Origin of the sequence: Luteitalea sp. (assembly GCA_009377605.1) — a bacterium.
In the GTDB taxonomy this organism is placed as follows: Bacteria; Acidobacteriota; Vicinamibacteria; order Vicinamibacterales; family Vicinamibacteraceae; genus WHTT01.
In genome coordinates this window covers 1-17305 of sequence record WHTT01000110.1, presented here as the reverse complement: position 1 = coordinate 17305, position 17305 = coordinate 1, and the positions used below count along the sequence as shown (strand labels likewise).

At 64.7% G+C, this 17305-nt stretch carries 17 protein-coding genes; 11 read left to right on the top strand and 6 right to left on the bottom strand.

The genetic code is table 11. The features are described 5' to 3' along the window. Window positions 1-288: 288 nt before the first annotated feature. The 3 genes from GEV06_24885 to GEV06_24875 all read right to left on the bottom strand — a co-directional run bounded on the left by GEV06_24885 (window position 289) and on the right by GEV06_24875 (window position 1358). A complete protein-coding gene (locus GEV06_24885; protein MPZ21107.1) occupies window positions 289-714 on the bottom strand; it encodes a hypothetical protein in 426 nt (141 codons plus the stop codon). Beyond that, the gene (locus GEV06_24880) at window positions 665-889 is read right to left on the bottom strand and encodes a hypothetical protein (GenBank protein ID MPZ21106.1); all 225 of its coding nucleotides are present in this window, start codon (window positions 887-889) and stop codon (window positions 665-667) included. The genes GEV06_24885 and GEV06_24880 overlap by 50 nt, the downstream gene beginning before the upstream one ends. Window positions 890-1028: 139 nt before the next feature. Then, the gene (locus tag GEV06_24875) at window positions 1029-1358 is read right to left on the bottom strand and encodes a hypothetical protein (protein ID MPZ21105.1); all 330 of its coding nucleotides are present in this window, start codon (window positions 1356-1358) and stop codon (window positions 1029-1031) included. Between the two features lie 212 nt (window positions 1359-1570). Between GEV06_24875 and GEV06_24870 the strand changes: the two genes are divergently transcribed. From GEV06_24870 to cobA, 6 genes are all read left to right on the top strand, one after another. Next, on the top strand, window positions 1571-2497 hold the full coding sequence (locus GEV06_24870; protein ID MPZ21104.1) for a VWA domain-containing protein: 927 nt from the start codon (window positions 1571-1573) through the stop codon (window positions 2495-2497). After that, a complete protein-coding gene (locus GEV06_24865; protein MPZ21103.1) occupies window positions 2488-3426 on the top strand; it encodes a VWA domain-containing protein in 939 nt (312 codons plus the stop codon). Before GEV06_24870 ends, GEV06_24865 begins: the two co-directional genes overlap by 10 nt. Before the next feature lie 29 nt (window positions 3427-3455). Continuing rightward, the gene (locus GEV06_24860; GenBank protein ID MPZ21102.1) at window positions 3456-4277 is read left to right on the top strand and encodes a hypothetical protein; all 822 of its coding nucleotides are present in this window, start codon (window positions 3456-3458) and stop codon (window positions 4275-4277) included. Continuing rightward, a complete protein-coding gene (locus tag GEV06_24855; protein ID MPZ21101.1) occupies window positions 4274-5590 on the top strand; it encodes a glutamyl-tRNA reductase in 1317 nt (438 codons plus the stop codon). The genes GEV06_24860 and GEV06_24855 overlap by 4 nt, the downstream gene beginning before the upstream one ends. Before the next feature lie 60 nt (window positions 5591-5650). Beyond that, the gene (gene hemC / locus GEV06_24850) at window positions 5651-6619 is read left to right on the top strand and encodes a hydroxymethylbilane synthase (GenBank protein MPZ21100.1); all 969 of its coding nucleotides are present in this window, start codon (window positions 5651-5653) and stop codon (window positions 6617-6619) included. Window positions 6620-6709: 90 nt separating this feature from the next. Continuing rightward, window positions 6710-8245 carry a uroporphyrinogen-III C-methyltransferase gene (gene cobA / locus GEV06_24845; protein ID MPZ21099.1) on the top strand — a complete coding sequence of 512 codons (1536 nt, stop codon included), beginning with the start codon at window positions 6710-6712 and terminating at the stop codon, window positions 8243-8245. A 118-nt stretch (window positions 8246-8363) separates the two neighbouring features. Here cobA and GEV06_24840 read toward each other — a convergent pair whose 3' ends face one another. After that, on the bottom strand, window positions 8364-8573 hold the full coding sequence (locus tag GEV06_24840) for a DNA-directed RNA polymerase subunit omega (GenBank protein ID MPZ21098.1): 210 nt from the start codon (window positions 8571-8573) through the stop codon (window positions 8364-8366). Window positions 8574-8748: 175 nt separating this feature from the next. On the opposite strand from GEV06_24840, the gene hemB reads away from it, so the two are divergent. Both hemB and GEV06_24830 read left to right on the top strand, forming a co-directional pair. Then, complete coding sequence (gene hemB, locus GEV06_24835; protein ID MPZ21097.1) at window positions 8749-9714, top strand: porphobilinogen synthase; 966 nt, start codon at window positions 8749-8751, stop codon at window positions 9712-9714. A gap of 79 nt (window positions 9715-9793) precedes the next feature. After that, entirely contained in the window at window positions 9794-10042 is a 249-nt protein-coding gene (locus tag GEV06_24830) for a hypothetical protein (GenBank protein ID MPZ21096.1), read from the top strand. Between the two features lie 223 nt (window positions 10043-10265). On the opposite strand, the gene GEV06_24825 is transcribed toward GEV06_24830, so the two are convergent. After that, entirely contained in the window at window positions 10266-13274 is a 3009-nt protein-coding gene (locus GEV06_24825) for a TonB-dependent receptor (GenBank protein MPZ21095.1), read from the bottom strand. Between the two features lie 406 nt (window positions 13275-13680). Here GEV06_24825 and hemL point away from each other — a divergent pair, with 406 nt between their 5' ends. After that, window positions 13681-14979: a glutamate-1-semialdehyde 2,1-aminomutase gene (gene hemL, locus GEV06_24820; GenBank protein ID MPZ21094.1), complete on the top strand. Its 1299-nt coding sequence runs from the start codon at window positions 13681-13683 to the stop codon at window positions 14977-14979. Between the two features lie 162 nt (window positions 14980-15141). On the opposite strand, the gene GEV06_24815 is transcribed toward hemL, so the two are convergent. Beyond that, a complete protein-coding gene (locus tag GEV06_24815; GenBank protein ID MPZ21093.1) occupies window positions 15142-15492 on the bottom strand; it encodes a hypothetical protein in 351 nt (116 codons plus the stop codon). A 77-nt stretch (window positions 15493-15569) separates the two neighbouring features. Here GEV06_24815 and GEV06_24810 point away from each other — a divergent pair, with 77 nt between their 5' ends. Further along, complete coding sequence (locus GEV06_24810; protein MPZ21092.1) at window positions 15570-16826, top strand: hypothetical protein; 1257 nt, start codon at window positions 15570-15572, stop codon at window positions 16824-16826. Window positions 16827-16837: 11 nt separating this feature from the next. After that, window positions 16838-17305 (top strand): hypothetical protein (locus tag GEV06_24805; GenBank protein ID MPZ21091.1); only part of this gene is annotated, 468 nt, incomplete at its 3' end.

Below are 17305 nucleotides of genomic sequence, written 5' to 3'. Positions count from 1 at the left end.
GTGCGGAGCGCGCCAAAACCAGCCCCGCGTGCGGAGCGCGCCAAAACCAGCCCCGCGTGCGGAGCGCGCCAAAACCAGCCCCGCGTGCGGAGCGCGCCAAAACCAGCCCCGCGTGCGGAGCGCGCCAAAACCAGCCCCGCGTGCGGAGCGCGCCAAAACCAGCCCCGTGTGCGGAGCGCGCTAAAACCAGCACTGTCCAACCAGCCCAGCGGCTCTGCCCTCGGTGTATCCACGGAAGTGGACGAGCATATCGAGGGCAGAGCCGCTAGGCTGGTTCTGAGGGGAATCTCAATGCGCACCACCGCGCACCAGGAACCGGACGGTCTCGGCCGAGGCCGCCAAGACGACCGAAGATGCGCCCAACAGCAGCCCGATCGGGTGCAGGCGCAAACGCACAATCATAACGTACGCCAGAAATCCCAGTAAAGCATAGCGGCCGGCGAGCCCAAAGAGCCGACGGCCGGCTGACCCCCTCCGGGCCCGACCTGTGCCCGTCGTCATGAGCGCCCCCACACTGGAGCGAATCGTCCAAAGGCTCAGGCCAGAAATCAGGCCACCGCCCAGCACGCCGACGGCAATTGAGGCATTCGAGAGCAGCCATGCGGCGACGGTCAACAACAGACACGCAGCGAGCGCACCACGCCCGATGCGCTCGACCACACGGTCACTTGGTGCGGGTGCCTCGGAGGGCGCGCGCGGTGATTCGATAGACATTCAAGATGCCGGCAGCGACGCCACAGGCGAAGAACAGAATGAACCCCCATGGAGCCGTGCCGAAACGCTGGTCGACCCACCAGCCGACGGCGGTGCCCATGACGATCGCTAGTACGAATGACAACCCTAGCGAGGCCAGCTCGCCAACCGTTCGCCAGTCCTTGCCTGTCAGCATGATCAGTGGTCAGTGGTCGGTGGTCAGTGGTCAGCCGATGCGCGATCTTCCGGAGGTTGCGTCGCTTGCCAACGGTGGCTCGCCGCTAGCCCCCGAACGCACGCAAACCGGCTGACCACTGGCCACCGACCACTGACCACTACTCATCGTCAGGTTTCTCGTCCCCCGCGCACGGCGCCAGGCCTCCCAGCGGGTCGTCGGCGGAGGGACCAGCCGGCTCGGCTTCCTTCGAGGCCTGCTTGGTTCCTGACCTCCCGGTCTGCTGCGGTGTCGTCCCGGATGACGAACCGTCCTCCGTCGCTACCTCTGCCCCGCAGTCCGGCTCGGTGGCCTCTCCGACGCCAGGCGACGCCTGACCTGGCGCGTCGGCGGGCGGCCGCTCCGCGGCGCGGTCGGCGGCAACATACGCTGCCACGGTCCCCGCCACCACGAGAAGACCCAGCAGTGCGACAATCCCTCTGGATTTCATAACCACCTCGAAAGGCCGCAGAAAGGCCGTTCGCTCTCTCCACAACCCGTCGGCCAAGGGTCCTCAACTCGCCCTTTCTGGTGCCGGCCAGGTCGTGATCCTCTGAACTATACTGAGGAGACGGGCCTGTTTGCCAGCGGCATGCTCGAGACGCTCGCCCTGAATAGACGAGGCGAAAGCGGAGGAGCGGCCTCCTGAACGGAGCTTTGATCATGTGTGCTTTCAATTCCGTTTCTTATCGTCGGCCCGTGCTCGTAGTTGCCCTCACATTCGCTGCCGGGTTGTCGCTCCCCTCGACCGGGCTCACACAGCCGGTCGAACGCGCCCTTTACGTCAGCGTCCTGGACAAGAACGAGGAGCCGGTCACCACGCTCGGACAGGAGGACCTCATCGTGCGCGAGGACGGGGTTGCGCGTGAAGTGCTGCGCCTGAGCCGCGCGACCCAGCCTCTGCAGATCGCCCTGCTCGTCGACAACAGCCAGGCGGCCGAGCGGGACATGCTGAACCTTCGCGAGGGGCTCACCTCGTTCGTGGACACCATCACCGCCGGTGGTAAGCACGAGCTGTCGCTGGTCACGTTTGGTGAGCGCCCCACTGTGCAAATCAACCCCACGCGCGATGTGCCGAAGCTGCACGACGCCGTCAAGCGGTTGTTCGCGGTTCCTGGGTCTGGCGCCTATGCGCTCGAGGCGATCGTGGCGACCACGCGAGGATTTACCCGGCGAGATGCAACGCGGCCCGTCATCGTGCTGGTCGTCACCGAGGGCGTCGAGTTCAGCAACGACCACTATCAGACGGTGATCGACGCCCTGAAGCGAAGCAGCACAGCGTTCTACGCGTTGCGCCTCACCGAGCACGGCGAAGCCGATGAGCAGCGCGACGAGATCCGCAACAGGAATATCGTCCTCGACCGCGGCACACGAGAGACCGGTGGACGGCAGGAAATCTTGCTGACGACCATGAGCGTGAACGACGAGCTGCAGCGGCTGGCCAAGGATCTCGTCAACCAGTACCGTGTGGTTTACGCGCGGCCCGAGACGCTCATTCCGCCCAAGCGAGTGACGGTCGAGGCAAAGGACAAACGCCTGACCGCACGGGCGACGCCTGAGCGGGAGCCTCGGTCAGGGGCATCACGGTGAACAGCTCGGTGGCGACTCCCGCGATCGCACTGGCGGTCGTGGCCATCTCGTTGGTCTCTGCATCGACCACGCAGCAGGAGTCGCCGCCCCAGTTTCGGGCCGGTGTCGATCTCGTGTCGCTCACCGTGACGGTCACGAACCAGGAGCAGAAGTACGTCACGGACTTGGCTCAGGAGGACTTCCTCATCTTCGAGGATGGCGTCGAGCAGAAGACGACCTTCTTCTCGAGCCGGAAGACACCCATCGCACTGGCGATTCTCATCGATACGAGCGCGAGCATGGAGGACAAGCTTTCGACGGCGCAGAAGGCCGCGTCCGGCTTCGTCGAGCATCTCGGCCCGGACGACCTCGGTTCGGTGATTGACTTCGACAGCCGCGTGACGGTCCTACAAACATTCACGGACGACCGCGCTACGTTGCAACGTGCGATTCGGCAAACGAGCGCGGATGGCCCGACCTCCCTGCACAACGCAGTGTACGTCGCGCTGAAGGAGCTCCGGAAGACGACGGTGGCATCCGCCGAGCAGATTCGGCGCCAGGCGATCGTCGTGCTCTCCGACGGCGAGGACACGGCCAGTCTGGTCGGGTTCGAGGAGGTACTGGACCTGGCGAAACGGTCGGACGTCGCCATCTACTCGATTGGATTGCAGAGCCGCGGAACCACCTCGCAGGCTGGTTTCAACGAGGCTGATTTCGTCCTGCGGCAGTTTGCGCAGGAGACCGGTGGCAAGGCATTCTTTCCTGAGGCCGTCGCCGAGCTGCCGGCGATTTACCAGGCGATTGCCCGCGAGCTGGCAAGTCAATACGTGCTGGGGTATGCGTCGAGCAACCCGCGGCGCGATGGAGGGTGGCGTCGTGTGGTCGTCCAAGTGCGGCGGCAGAATGCGACGGCGCGCACGAAGCTCGGTTACTACGGACCGACTCAATAGACGTTGATGAGAGAACGGGGACAGCCCTCGTGATCGCGCTTGCTCTGTACGCCATCGCCACAATCGCCTACATCTGGCGCTTCGTGCATGGTGACCAGCCTGGACGGCACGTACCGACGCTCCTTCTCGTCGGCGCGGTCGTCGTCCACACGTTCGTGATTGGGATGCAGAGTGTGCAGGTGGGCGCTGCGCCGTTTGCGGGGCGGAGCGGGGCTGTATCGACGTTCGTCTGGATGCTCGCCCTCGTTTACCTGTACACGGAGCTCTCGACCGAGGAGATGGCGATTGGCGTCTTTATCGCGCCGCTCCTGACGCTGTTGCAGATCATTCCGGCATTCACGGCGTCGGCGGAGGAGCATCCGGCGTTGCTCGACAATCCCCTGTTCGCCGTGCATGTCGCTTCTGTGTTGCTGGCGTATGCGAGCTTCGCGCTCGCCTTTGTCGTCGCCGTCACGTACGTTCTACTGTTTCGTGAGCTGAAGCGCCGGACGCGCGGCATGTTCTTCTCCCGTTTACCGTCGCTTCAGGTGCTCGACGTGATGAACGTGCGTGCCGTGACCGTGGGCTGGGCTTGCCTGACACTCGGCCTCGTCGCGGGTGCCTGGTGGGTGGCGCAGGCCCGGATGTACGCCGCCGACGACCCCCACGTGCAGGCGATGTCATTGCTCGATCCGACGATCCTCATCGCCTGTCTGTCATGGATGGTATATACCTTGCTTCTGGTGGGGCGACGTGTCCGCGGCTGGAGCGGCCGGCGGGCCGCATGGCTGTCGGCATTTGGATTTGTCTTGATTTTGCTGAACTTCTTGCCAGTGGGTTATTTCCTTTCACGTAGTCACGGTTTCGTGTGATGCATCTTGTCCTGCTCGGCCTGAGCCACCACACCGCGCCGCTCGCGCTCCGCGAGCGGCTGGCGTTTCCCCGCTCGCGGCTGCATGCCACGCTGGCCACTCTTGTCTCTCGGACCGAGGCAGGAGACGCGGTGCTCCTCTCCACGTGTAATCGCTCCGAGGTTTACGCGACGTGCGCCGAGCCGGATCGTGCCGCCGCCACCATCGCGGAGGTGCTTTGCAGCGCGCAGGGTGTCCCACTGGCCGCTGTGCGCCCATACCTCTACACGCGGGTCGACGCGGACGCGGCACGGCACCTCTTTCGCGTCGCGGCGGGTCTCGACTCCCTGGTCGTCGGCGAGCCGGAGATTCTTGGTCAAGTGAAGGAGGCGTACCGCATCGCCAGTGAGGCGCAAGGTACGGGCGCGGTCATCAATCGCCTCTTTCACGGAGCGTTTGGCGTCGGCAAGCGGGTGCGATCCGAGACGGCGCTGGGCGAGGGTGCTGTATCGCTGAGCTACGCAGCGCTGACGCTGGCCAAGAAGATCTTTGGCGGTCTCTTCGATCTGCGCGTGCTGGTGATTGGGTCCGGTGAGATGGCACGGCTCGCGGCACAGCATTTCCAAGGCCAGAAGGTCGCCGGGTTGCGCATCGCCACACGCAATGAGGATCGGGCGGCGGCCCTCGCGGCCGAGGTGGGCGGTGTCGCGATTCCCTGGTCGATGCGCGAGCGGGTGCTCGCCGAAAGCGATGTTGTCATCTGCGCCACGGGCGGGACCGATATCGTATTGACGCGGGAGGCCATCGCTGCCGCCGCTGCCCGGCGCGCGCAGCCGCTCTTTCTGCTCGACATGGCGGTGCCGCGCGACGTCGATGTCTCATCGAGCGATCTCGAGCAAGTCTTTCTCTACAACCTCGACGACCTGCGGAGCATCGTGCAGGAGAATCTCGACCGCCGCGCGGGCGAGATTGCTGCGGCTGAGGCGATCGTGCAGGACGAGGTCGAGGCGTTCATGGCCTGGATGCGGGCGCGCCACGTCGTGCCTACAGTCGTGGCGTTGCGTCAGCGGTTCGAGCAGATCCGGCAGTCGGAGCTCGACCGGCTTTCCTCTCGATTCTCCGGTCTCCCATCGGACGCGCGCACTCGCGTCGACGAGGTGACGCGGCTGATCGTCGAGAAGCTGCTGCTGACACCGACGGCGCAGCTCAAGGCCATCGACGACCGCGAAACGATGCGTGCGTACTCGGCCGCCCTGCGCCGGCTCTTCGATCTCGACGACGAGGACGAGGTGCAGGGTGTCGATACAGCCGGGCAGGTTCGGACTGAGACATAGGCGCAAGGGCGGGCTCCAAGGGGCATCCGAGGTCCCACCTTGCCCCTTGCCCCTGACTTTATGCTTCGCATTGGCACACGCGGTAGCCAGCTCGCCCTATGGCAGGCACGTGCGGTCGCCGCGCAGCTCGAAGCCACCGCACACGCCAGGTGCGAGCTGGTCACAATCCGCACGGGCGGCGATCGGCTCGCGGACGCCGCGCTGGGCGAGGTGAGCGGCAAGCGACTGTTCGTCAAGGAGCTCGAGGACGCGCTCGTGGCGGGCAGCATTGATCTCGCCGTGCACAGCGCGAAGGATATGTCGGCCACACTGCCCGACGGCCTCGTCCTCGCGGCCGTGCTGCCGCGTGAAGATCCGCGAGACGCGCTGATTTTGCCAACCTCGCGCAGGCCCCCCACAGCCGGCGCTGCGCTAGGCAGCCTGCTCGGCAGGGCACCGAAGATTGGAACGAGCAGCGTCCGCCGAGTCGCGCAACTCCATCGCGCGTTCCCGGACGCAACCTTCGAGGCCATCCGTGGCAATGTCGACACGCGGCTGCGCAAGCTCGACGAGGGTCAGTTCGACGCGATCGTGCTGGCGGCAGCCGGATTGCGCCGGCTCGGCTTCAACGACCGCATCAGCGCGCTGATTCCGGCCGATGTCTCCGTGCCGGCGCCGGGGCAAGGCACGATCGCTGTTCAAAGCCTCGCGAACCGTGACGATGTGCGCGAACCGCTCGCACGGATCAGCGATGTCGACTCCTGGGCGATGCTCGAAGCGGAACGCGCGTTGGTTGCAGCGCTCGGAGGCGGCTGCCAGATACCGTTGGGCGCCCTCGCCCGGCTGGTGGATGCGGAGACGCTCGAGCTATCGGCCGTCGTGACGTCGCTCGACGAGGAGCATGAGGTCCGCGCGGTGGCGTTTGGGGGGCGACGTGAAGCGGCGGCCCTGGGCAATCACGTCGCCGAGGAATTGCTGGATGGCGGCGCCGGCGCAATTCTCGAGGCCATTCGGGACCTGCAGGCGCCGGTGAAGGGCCTCCAGCCGTAGAAACGGCAAAACGGGGACAGCCCCCGTTTTCCGACATGCGAAAAACGAGGGCTGTCCTGGGCTGTCCCCGTTTTGCACTAAGATCCGCCCATGTGCCCCGTCTACATCGTCGGTGCCGGACCAGGCGACCCGACGCTCATCACTTTACGCGGCCACCGCCTGCTGAAGGAGGCGGACGTCGTGGTACACGACCATCTGGTCCACCCGCGCCTGTTACGGGCCGGGCCTCCCGACGCCGAGTACATCGATGTGGGAGACGCTGCGCCGCGCCAAGTCGCGCAGGAAGCCATTTGTTTGCTTCTGGTCGAGAAGGCGCGCGAGGGCAAGCAGGTCGTACGGCTCAAATGGGGCGACCCCTTCGTCTTCGACAGCGGCGGGAAGGAAGCGCTGTTCCTTCACGAGCACGGTATTCCGTTCGAGGTCGTTCCAGGCGTACCCGCCCTCGTCGCGCACGCGGCGTATGCGGGCATTCCCCTGACCTACCCGGGTGCGGGCGACGCGTTGATCTTCGTGCGCGGATACGAAGACGGAACCAACACTCCGCCGCGGATCGACTGGAAGTGTCTGGCACGGCTCGAGGGGTCCATTGCCTGCTACGCCGGACCGAGTCAACTCGCGCCGATTGTGAAGGCGCTCCTCGACAATGGGTGTTCATCGGAGGAAGCAGCAGCGCTCGTGACCGACGGCACCCTTCCGCAGCAGGACACCACACGAATGACGCTCGGCGAGATCGCGGCTCGAATCGAGAGCACGCCGCCGACGCAGCCAGCGGTACTGGTGGTGGGCCGAGTTGCGGCGTTGCGAGAGCACCTGCGCTGGTTCGACGCCCGGCCGTTGTTCGGCCGCCGCATCGTGGTCACACGCGCGCGTGAGCAGGCGGAGGAGCTCGTCGAGCGGCTCGAGGAGCTCGGCGCACAGGCCATCGAGGCACCGACGATTCGCATCGAGGCGACGGCAGACGGCGCTCAGCTCGAGCAGGCATGTGCAGAGGCGAGCCGCTATGACTGGATCGTGTTCACCAGCGTCAATGGCGTGGAACACTTCATGCGCCGCTTCCTCGGTGCCGGACGCGACATCCGGGAGCTCAAAGGGCCGAAGCTGTGCGCTGTCGGCCCCTCCACCGCTGAGCGTCTCGCTCATTACTATCTGCGCGTCGATGTGGTCCCGTCGGAGGATCGATCAGCGGCCATCGTCCATGCGATCGGCGGCGGAGGTGCGCTCACCGGCCAACGCGTGCTCCTACCGCGCGCGGACATCGCGCGTGAGACCCTGCCGGACGAGCTGCGACAAGCGGGTGCGACGGTCGTCGAAGTCACGACTTACCGAACCGTTCGGGAGCCGCCATCGCGGTATGGCGATCCGGACATCTACAAGATGCTGCTCGAAAATCAAATCGATGTCGTGACCTTTACGAGCGCGTCGAGCGTGCGACACTTCGTCGCGAACGTCGGCGAGGATCAAGCGGCTGATCTTCTCAGTCGGACCGCAGTCGCGTCGATTGGGCCCGTGACGGCGGAAGCAGCACAGCAGCTCGAGATCAAGACGACGATCATGCCTGCGACGTACACGATCCCCGCATTGGTAGACGCCATCGTCGACTGGATGCGGAGTGAGGTCAGAGGGTAAGGCCCCGTCAAGGGCCTAAGCACACGTCGGCCAGCGCGGCACGTTTGCCGCCCAGCGGACGACACGTTCGCCCCAAGTCAGGACGATGGCTACCTGCTACAGCTCACGCAGTGGGTCGTCAGTCGGTCGTGGTCACCGGATCACCCGCCGCTTGCTCCTGCGGCTCCAGCTTCGCGACCTTCCCCGACAGCACCTCGTGTTGCGCCGTTACAATGAGCTTGTGCTCACCTGGCACACGCGGCACACAACCCTGAATCAGCTGGCGAACGCGTAGGCCGGATAGGACGACGAACTCGAAGGCATTTGGCAAACAGTCTCGATCAATCACGCTGTACCTTTCGCTGGCGCTTCGGGCCCAGCAGTGGCTTTGATGAGAGCTGATACCGGAGCCGGGAAGCGTCTCGGCGGGTGGCAGAACTCAGGAAAGCGGGGGACGCGACGAGAGAGCTGAAGTATACCAGATGCTAGACTGGCCATTCATGAGTGTCACCGACGTCGCGAGCATGGCAATCGCGAGACGGCTGCGGCGGCTCCGCCGCACCGAGCCCATGAGGGCGTTGGTCCGCGAAACACGCCTCACACCTGACGGGCTCGTGTATCCCCTCTTTGCTTGTCCCGGTGAAGGCGTGCGCCGTGAGATCCCCTCGATGCCCGGCGTGTTTCATCTCTCGATTGACGAGCTGGTGCTCGAAGCGACCGCGGCGGCAGACGAGGGGATCCGCGCCGTGCTGCTCTTTGGTCTGCCGGAGGCGAAGGACGCGCAGGGATCCCACGCGTGGCGGGCAGATGCGCCTGTGCAGCGCGCCGTGCGCGGCTTGAAGGCCGCACGGCCAGAGCTGCTCGTCATGACAGACGTCTGTCTTTGCGAGTACACGTCGCACGGCCACTGCGGCGTGCTCAACGGCGAGGAGATCGCGAACGACTCTACGGTGGCGCTGCTCGTCAAGACAGCCCTCTCGCACGCCGACGCTGGTGCGGACATTGTCGCGCCTTCCGACATGATGGATGGCCGCGTCGCCGCCATTCGTGGCGCGCTGGACGAGCAGGGGATGCAGCAGGTGGCGATCATGTCGTACGCGGCGAAATACTGCTCGGCATTCTACGGACCGTTCCGCGAGGCGGCCGACTCGGCGCCGGCGTTTGGTGATCGCCGGAGCCATCAGATGGACCCCGCCAATAGCGAGGAAGCGCTGCGTGAGGTCGCGCTCGACATCGAGGAGGGCGCAGACATCGTCATGGTGAAGCCGGCGCTCCCCTATCTCGATGTGATTTGGCGCGTCAAGGAGCGGTTCGGGTATCCGACCGCCGCCTATCACGTCAGTGGCGAGTATGCGATGTTGAAGGCAGCAGCCCAGCGTGGTTGGCTCGACGAGCGGCGCGCGATGCTCGAAACCATCACCGCCATTCGCCGCGCCGGCGCGGACATCATCGCCACGTACTATGCGAGGGAGCTTGCCCGAGCGATGTGACGACGGCGCGTTCGGCGAGGCGGCCGGGCGCGACGCGAGCTATAATGTTTGATTCTCAGTCTTCTCAGGAGGTGTCTCTATGGACGAGCTCGTTTCCCTCGTAGCACAAAAAGCAGGTATCGGGGAAGACAAGGCGCGCACCGCCGTCGAATCAGTGGTTGGCTTCATCAAGGGCCGGTTGCCCGAGTCGATGGCCAGCCAGCTCGATGGTCTTATCGGCGGAGGCGGAGCCACTGCCGCAAAGGATCTCACCGGGAAGCTCGGCGGCTTGACCAGCGGGCTGACCGGCGGGCTCGGCGGTGGCGGCGATGAGGGAGGATCGGCGTAAGTCGTTTTGGTGTTGGCGTCCGATCAGAGCACGAACAGAGAGCGGGGGAGCAGACGGCTGCTCCCCAACTTGCCTTGCGCGTGGCCTGACCTGAAGGCGCCGCGTTCGCCCGACCTGAAGGTCGGGCCTACATGCCATTCCCTCAACCCACCTAGAAACGGACTCCGAACGCAAAAAAGAAGGGGCCCTGAGGCCCCTTCCGGAAGCGCGAGCGACAGGCGCGTTAGAAGCTCACGCGCGTGCCGAGGAAGAAGCGCCGGGGATCGAGAAACCGGATGCCTTCGCCGAAGGCGGCCTCACCAGTGCCAGCCAGCAGATCCTGGTTGCGGATGGCATCCTGGTTGTCGAAGACGTTGAAGACATCCACGAACACCTCCAGGCCGACCAGCCCAATCCGCGGCTTGTACTGCACCCGAAGGTCGAACGTCCCATAGGAGTTGTTGTCGAGCGAACCGACCGCATCTGGCGTAAGCCACCGCTCGGTCGTGATGCCGGCGAACTCGAATTCCTGGCCCTCCTCCACCCGGATCGGCAGGTTACGGCCCGAGGCCGAGAAGGTGCGGCTCGCGATCGTGCCGGCGTTCCACTTGTACGCTCCGCCAACCTCGATGCCGATTGGCCAAATGTACGAGCCTGCAAAATAGAAGAGGTGCGGGACGCTGCCCGGCTGCCGGCCGAACTGATTTGGTGCTCGAGGATCCAGGAACAACACGTCGCCCTGGAAGTCTGCATTCGAATCGGAGTTCCCGTTGCCATGCATACGGTTGTAGGAGTACCAGAACAGGCCCTGCCAGTTCTCGCTGAAGCGCTTCCGTAGGGTCAGGTCGAGGCCGTGGTAGTTGCGCTCCCCGCCCTCGAGCGTGGCAATCACGAAGTTCGAACCGGGGTTCTCTGTGTAGCCAAAATAGTCGAGTCCCAGCCAGAGCGAGTTCGGATCGTCGATAGGACCTGGGTACCCCTCGGTACTGCCTTCGGTATCTTCGGCGTACAGGGCGAGGTCGTAATCCTCCAGGATGTCGCGAGTCTGACGATACGTGTACGTCGTGCTGAAGCTCATGTTCCGGCCGAGGTCGATCTCGTATCCGAACGCGAGATCATCCGTGTATGGCGTTTGTGTCGTCGGCGCGAAGAACGCATCCTGCTGCACGGAGCCACCGCGCGTGCGGAATGTGACCCACTCGTCTTCGAGGAATACCTGCTCCTCGAGGACTGAGCCGGTGAGCGTGCCGGCAAAGTTGGTCATGTTGTTCCGGATGGGGTCGTAGTACCGACCGTAGTAAGCGGACACCTTCTGGCGGCCGTCGCCCATCAGGTCATAGACCGCGCTCAGGCGTGGCGCGAACTCCCAGTCGAACGTGAAGATGTTCTCGCCAGTGGTGGCGAAGTGCTCCCAGCGCTCAGTCCGCAGGCCCACGTTGAGAGAGAGCTGCCCGAGCTCGATCTGGTCCTGCACGAAGAACGTCCACCCGTCCGAACGGGTCGTCTGGGGCCCTACGGTCGCCTGGAACGTCCGGTCGTAGTTCAACCCGGCATCCGGGTGAGGAGTCCTGTACGTGAGCAGCGAAGCCAGCTCCCCGGATGTGATGGTGCCGTCACGATTACCGTCGTAGAGATTGTAGAACTTGCTTCGGTTCGGCAGGCCGTTGATAGTGTTGATCAAGCCACCAAAGTCGCTCGTGTTGGTTGGATCGAAACCAAGGCTGGTAAACGAGCCGGTCGCCAGCTCGCCGGCGGTGATGCCGGCCAGGTGGTTCGCCACGGTAAGGTGGGTCGCCTGGTCGAGGAAGGTTGTGTTGCGGAAGTTCTCGTGTCGCATCCACTCCAGGCCGCCCTTGAGCGTGTGGCGGTCGATGGTCCACTGCACGCTGCCGCGTGCCCCCTCGCTGTCGCGCTGGTTGACGAGATCCTGACCGAAGCCGCCGCGTTGCTCGTCGAAGAGCGTGCGCTCATCCGTGGCTCGATAGATGACGGCATTGAACGGCTCACGGAGCGCCGAGAACTGGGAGACTTCCCCATTGTGCAGTGTGTACCCGCCCTCGACGAGCGCGTTCCCCCACAGACGTGAGTAGTTCACCGCATAGCGGTTGCCCCCCTGCTCGGTCGCCCTGTCGCGTGCATTCGTGATGTCACGGTCGCGCCGGCCAGTGATGTCGGTTGGGTCGTTGAGGAAGATGAAGCTGACCGTGTCGCTTCGCGTCGGTGCCCACGTCCCCTTCGCATACCCTTGGTTTTGCGTGTTCTTGGTGGTCCGGAGAAACTCATTGGTGTCGAGGCTCGTCACATCGTCATCGCGCTCGAGCCGGCGATAGCTGCCAAAGACCCAGGCGCGGTCGAGCATGACGGGGCCACCGAGCGTGAATGCCGCGTCATAGGTCGAGAACTTCTGCTCGGTCGAGTTCTCGTTCTCTGCTTGTAGGTTGTCGTCCTGGAAGAAGTAATTCGCAGAGCCGTGGAACGTGTTGCTACCCGACTTGGTGATAACGTTCGTCAGCAAGCTCGGGGTGCCGGTGAACTCTGCGGGAATACCACCCGTCAGGACCTTCATCTCCTGAATAATCTCGGTGTTCAGGTTCGCACCAAAGGTTCCCGTCAGGGGATCCGTGACGTCAATGCCGTTGAAGTAATAGTAGTTGTCGGTCGAGACGCCAAGGTTTCCGCCGATGTCGCTATAGTTCAGCCCAGACTTGACCGCGGGGTTACCTGGACTCTCGGGGTCGTCCGGCAGCACGCCCGGCACCGCTTGCAGGTAGCTCTGATACGTGCGCCCGGTGGGCAGAGACTCGGTCAACTGCAGCGTGATGTCCATCCCGGTTGTCGCACTCTTGGTGTCGACGAGCGGTGGCTCCGCGGTCACCTGCACGACTTCCGCCAGGCCGCCGACGGCGAGCGACACGCGCACGGTCGCCGTTTGACCGGATCGAACCAGCACATTCTCGTTCCGCGTCGGTGTGAAGCCCGAGAGCTCCGTGGTGACGACGTAATTCTCCGACGGCTCCATGGCGCCAAGGGTGGCCCGTCCTTCGGCGTCGGTGACGCCCTCGCGCCTGGTCACCGCGTTGGCCGCCTGGGCAACAACCGTCACGCCGGGAATCGCAAATCCGTCCGGGTCTTGAACGATGACCTCGATAGTGCCGGTGCTCACCACCTGCGCATGCGCAGGGTGAGCCATCGATAGCACCGCGAGCACTGTCGCAGCAACAATCGGTGGTATGAAAGGCTTGATTCGGCGCACGCTTTCCTCCTCCCTAACCCCCCGGGCCCCGCTCGTTGAACCTCAAAATCGCCTGGGTGTGAAGCCGATCCGCGCCATATTCCCCGGAGCGCGGTGGCACGGCCGTGACTGTGAGCACAAACTGTGCCACTGGCGATTCGATCGTTGGCCTTACCTGTCTCCAAACTCATCTCCAGCGACCAACCGGTCGCGCGTCGGGGGTACAGGGACGAACAGTGAGTATTCAGGGACGAGCCGACTGAAGCAATGAGAACGACGGCAAAGGGCCGCCTGTCGGGAGAGAGACGCCGCCCAGCCGTCATCGTGGTTGGGCACCCTCTGCTTCGTTCCTACGGCGGCGATCCGGTCCACTGGATGAGCAACTCCGGATTTTTGGAGAACACAAACCGCGTATAGTTTTGGGTTCATGTTTCGAAGAACCAAGAAGTCCGTTCGTCTGTTCGAACGCGCGCAGGCGCTCCTCCCCGGGGGCGTCGATAGCCCAGTCCGAGCCTTCAAGGCGGTGGGCGGCGTGCCCCCTTTCATCGCACGGGCGAAAGGCGCGACGATCACCGACGTCGATGGCCGGACGTACATCGACTACGTGATGTCCTGGGGCCCTCTCCTCCACGGACACGCACCGCGCAAGCTCGTGAGAGCGCTGTCTGACGCCGCCAAGCGGGGAACGAGCTTCGGCGCGCCGACCGTCCTCGAGGTGTCGCTGGCGGAGCGCGTCCGCGCGCTGATGCCCTCGATGGAAATGGTGCGCTTCGTGAGCTCCGGCACCGAGGCCACCATGAGCGCGCTTCGTGTCGCACGGGCTGCGACAACGCGTGAGAAGGTCGTCAAGTTTGCGGGCTGCTATCACGGCCACGCTGATCCATTTCTCGTCGAAGCGGGCTCGGGTGCGACCACGCTCGGCGTGCCGACGAGCCCTGGTGTGCCAGCCGGCGCCTCCAGTACTACACTCATTGCAAGCTACAACGATCTCGACACGGTCGAGCGCCTGTTCGCAGAGCACGCCGGCGAGATTGCAGCCGTTATCATCGAGCCCATCGCCGGCAACATGGGGGTCGTGCCACCGCAGTCCACGTTTCTCCAAGACTTGCGGACACTGTGCACGCGTGAAGGGGCGCTCCTCCTCTTCGACGAGGTCATCAGCGGTTTCCGCGTCGCACCAGGCGGCGCGCAGGAGATTTACGGCGTGCGGCCCGACCTCACTTGCTTGGGAAAGATCATCGGAGGTGGCCTGCCTGTTGGTGCGTACGGCGGGCGGGCAGACCTCATGCAGCTCGTTGCTCCCGCTGGTCCCGTCTACCAAGCGGGCACGCTCTCGGGTAATCCCCTGGCCATGACGGCAGGCGCGTGGGCCCTCGGCGAGCTGTCGCCGCGGCTTTATCGACGCCTCGATCGGCTGGGCGCCCGGCTCGTGGAAGGCTTGCTCACCGCCGCTCGGCAGGCAGCTGTGCCTCTCCAGGTCAACCGCGCTGGCTCGATCTTGACGCCCTTCTTCACTGACGCGCCGGTGACGGATTACACGAGCGCCTGCCGCGCCGACACTTCGGCCTACGCGCGATTCTTTCAAGGACTGCTCGCCGCGGGGATCTACGTGCCACCCTCACAGTTCGAGGGCTGGTTTCTCTCGACCGCACACGATCAATCGATCGTCGATCGGACGGTCAAGGTGGCGGGGCGGGTGTTGGGGGGGAAAGGGGGAAAGGGGTAAAGGGGGGAAAGGGATCAAGGGATCAAGGGGTCAAGGGGTCAAGGGATAGAGGGATCAAGGCGAGTGGCGAGGGTTCAGGTTCCGGCACCTTGCGAACCGGATCAGCCGCATTGGAACCTCAAACCTTGCCCCCCGCCCCTGGCTTCTTGGGCCGCGCACGTTCTACTTCGTGCTCTTACGGACGGACTTGCGGGCCTGTTGGTCGTGATACCGCTCCCAGCGACGCTTCAGCGCTTCTCGAATGCGCTTCCGGCCTTCGGCCGAGAGCCGGCGCTTTCGGCGACGGCCTTTCCCCTGGCGGCGGGTCTCCGCCGGCGCAGCGGCAGGCGGCGTCTCAGCCAATGCACGCCCCTGGTCGAGCGCCGCGCGTACCTCGCGCTGGCGCGCCGTTAGCTCAGTTAGCCGCTCCTTCGTCTGACCTATCTCGCGCTGCAGGCCTTCAAGCGCCCAGGTAAGCACCTCAGCGGAGACACCCACACCGCGCGCCGTGCCTTTCCTTCGTCCACGTGGCATCCAGCGAGCCTCCTTGCAACGTTAAAACGCATGGCAGCGTATCATAATCTGTAGCCGTCGAGGCGCGCGTGTTCCCAATGCAGCAGCGACCTAACTCCGGCTGCGTCGCGGCGCTGGCCGTCGCCTTACTCGTCAATGGCTCCGTCTTTGCGGAGCCGAGGAGACCGGCCGCGGGCTCAACGCGGGCCGCTGCGCTGCGCGCCGAAGCGTACGAGCATGCGTACAACCTCGATCATGACCGCGCCGTGTCGATCCTCGAGGGTGCAGCAGCAGCCGACCCGAACGACGCGGCCGTCTACCACAGCCTCGCATCCATCACCTGGCTACATATCTTGTTCCGACGAGGATCGGTCACCACTGACGAGTATCTCGGCAAGCTCGTCGCCAAGGACGTGAAGGTCTCGCCTCCGCCCGCGGATCAGGCGAGGACGTTCAAGCGCTACGTCGATCGCGCCGAGAAGCTCGCCGAACGACGGCTCGAGCAACACCCAGACGATGTGCAGGGACAGTATGACCTCGGCGTGGCTCTCGGCCTCAGGGCGTCGTACACCGCCACGATCGAAGGCCGCGTCGTCGGTGCCTTCGGCCCGGCGCGCCGCGCGTTCAACGCTCACGAGCGTGTGCTCGCCCTCGACGCATCACGCCACGACGCGGGGCTCATCGTCGGCACCTACCGCTACGTCGTCGCAGGCCTCGCGCTGCCCATGCGATGGATGGCTTACCTGGCTGGCTTTGGCGGGGACAAGGAGCGCGCGTTCGCCCTCATCGAGGCGGCCGCCCGCACCAAGTCCGAAGTCCAGACGGAAGCCAAGTTCGCGCTGGTGCTGCTGTACAACCGGGAGAAGCAATACGACAAAGCCCAGCTGATCCTGACCAGTCTGAAGCGCCAGTACCCGCGGAATCGTCTGCTCTGGCTGGAGTCGGGATCGGCCGCGTTGCGTGCGGGGGTGCCACTACGCGCCGTGCGGGAGCTAGACGAGGGCCTCGCGATGCTCGCCGTGGAGACGCGTCCACGAATGTTCGGCGAGGAGGCGCTCTGGCGTTACAAGCGCGGCGTGGCGCGGCGGGCGCTCGGTCGCTTTGCGGAAGCCCGGGACGATCTGACATACGCGGAACAGCACGAGGCCAAGCCATGGATCAAGGGGCGCGCGCTGCTCGAGCTCGGGATGGTCGCGGACCTGGGGCAGCAACGCGAACAAGCCGTCGCGCGCTACGACGCTGCCAATGCCGTGTGCCGTAGCGCCGGCGATCGCGTCTGCGCCGATGAGGCGACCCGCCTGAAGCGGACACCATTCCGCAACCGCACCTCCCTCGAGATCGTGTCGAGTCGGTGAGATCTCCCGTCATGCGACGCTGGCTGTGGATTCTGGTTGGCCTCTTCGTCGCCTTCCTGTTGGCCATCGTGGCCCTCGTCGGCGCGGGCGCGTACTACTGGCACCGCCACGTCAAGATCCAGAGCACCACGTCTGCCGCCGTTGAGACCGAGTTCATCTCCATCAAGCGGCGATTCGCCGATCAGCCGCCGTTGCTCGAGATGAGCCTCGATGGGCACGACGTCCGCGTGGTCAATCTCGAGCGGCGTGCGGCGCTCGCCGACGGCCGGCAGCCACGCGCTCTCCATGTCCTTGTCTACGACGAGCGTGAAGGTAAGCGAGTCAATCTCTCGCTCCCGTTCTGGATTCTTCGTCTCGCGCCGCAACAGAAGCTGAAAGTCGATGTGCCGCACGTCCAACTGGATCGCCTCCAGTTGAGCGTGGACGATCTGGAGCGCGCCGGTCCCGGCATCGTGTTGTCCCACCAAGACGACCGTGTA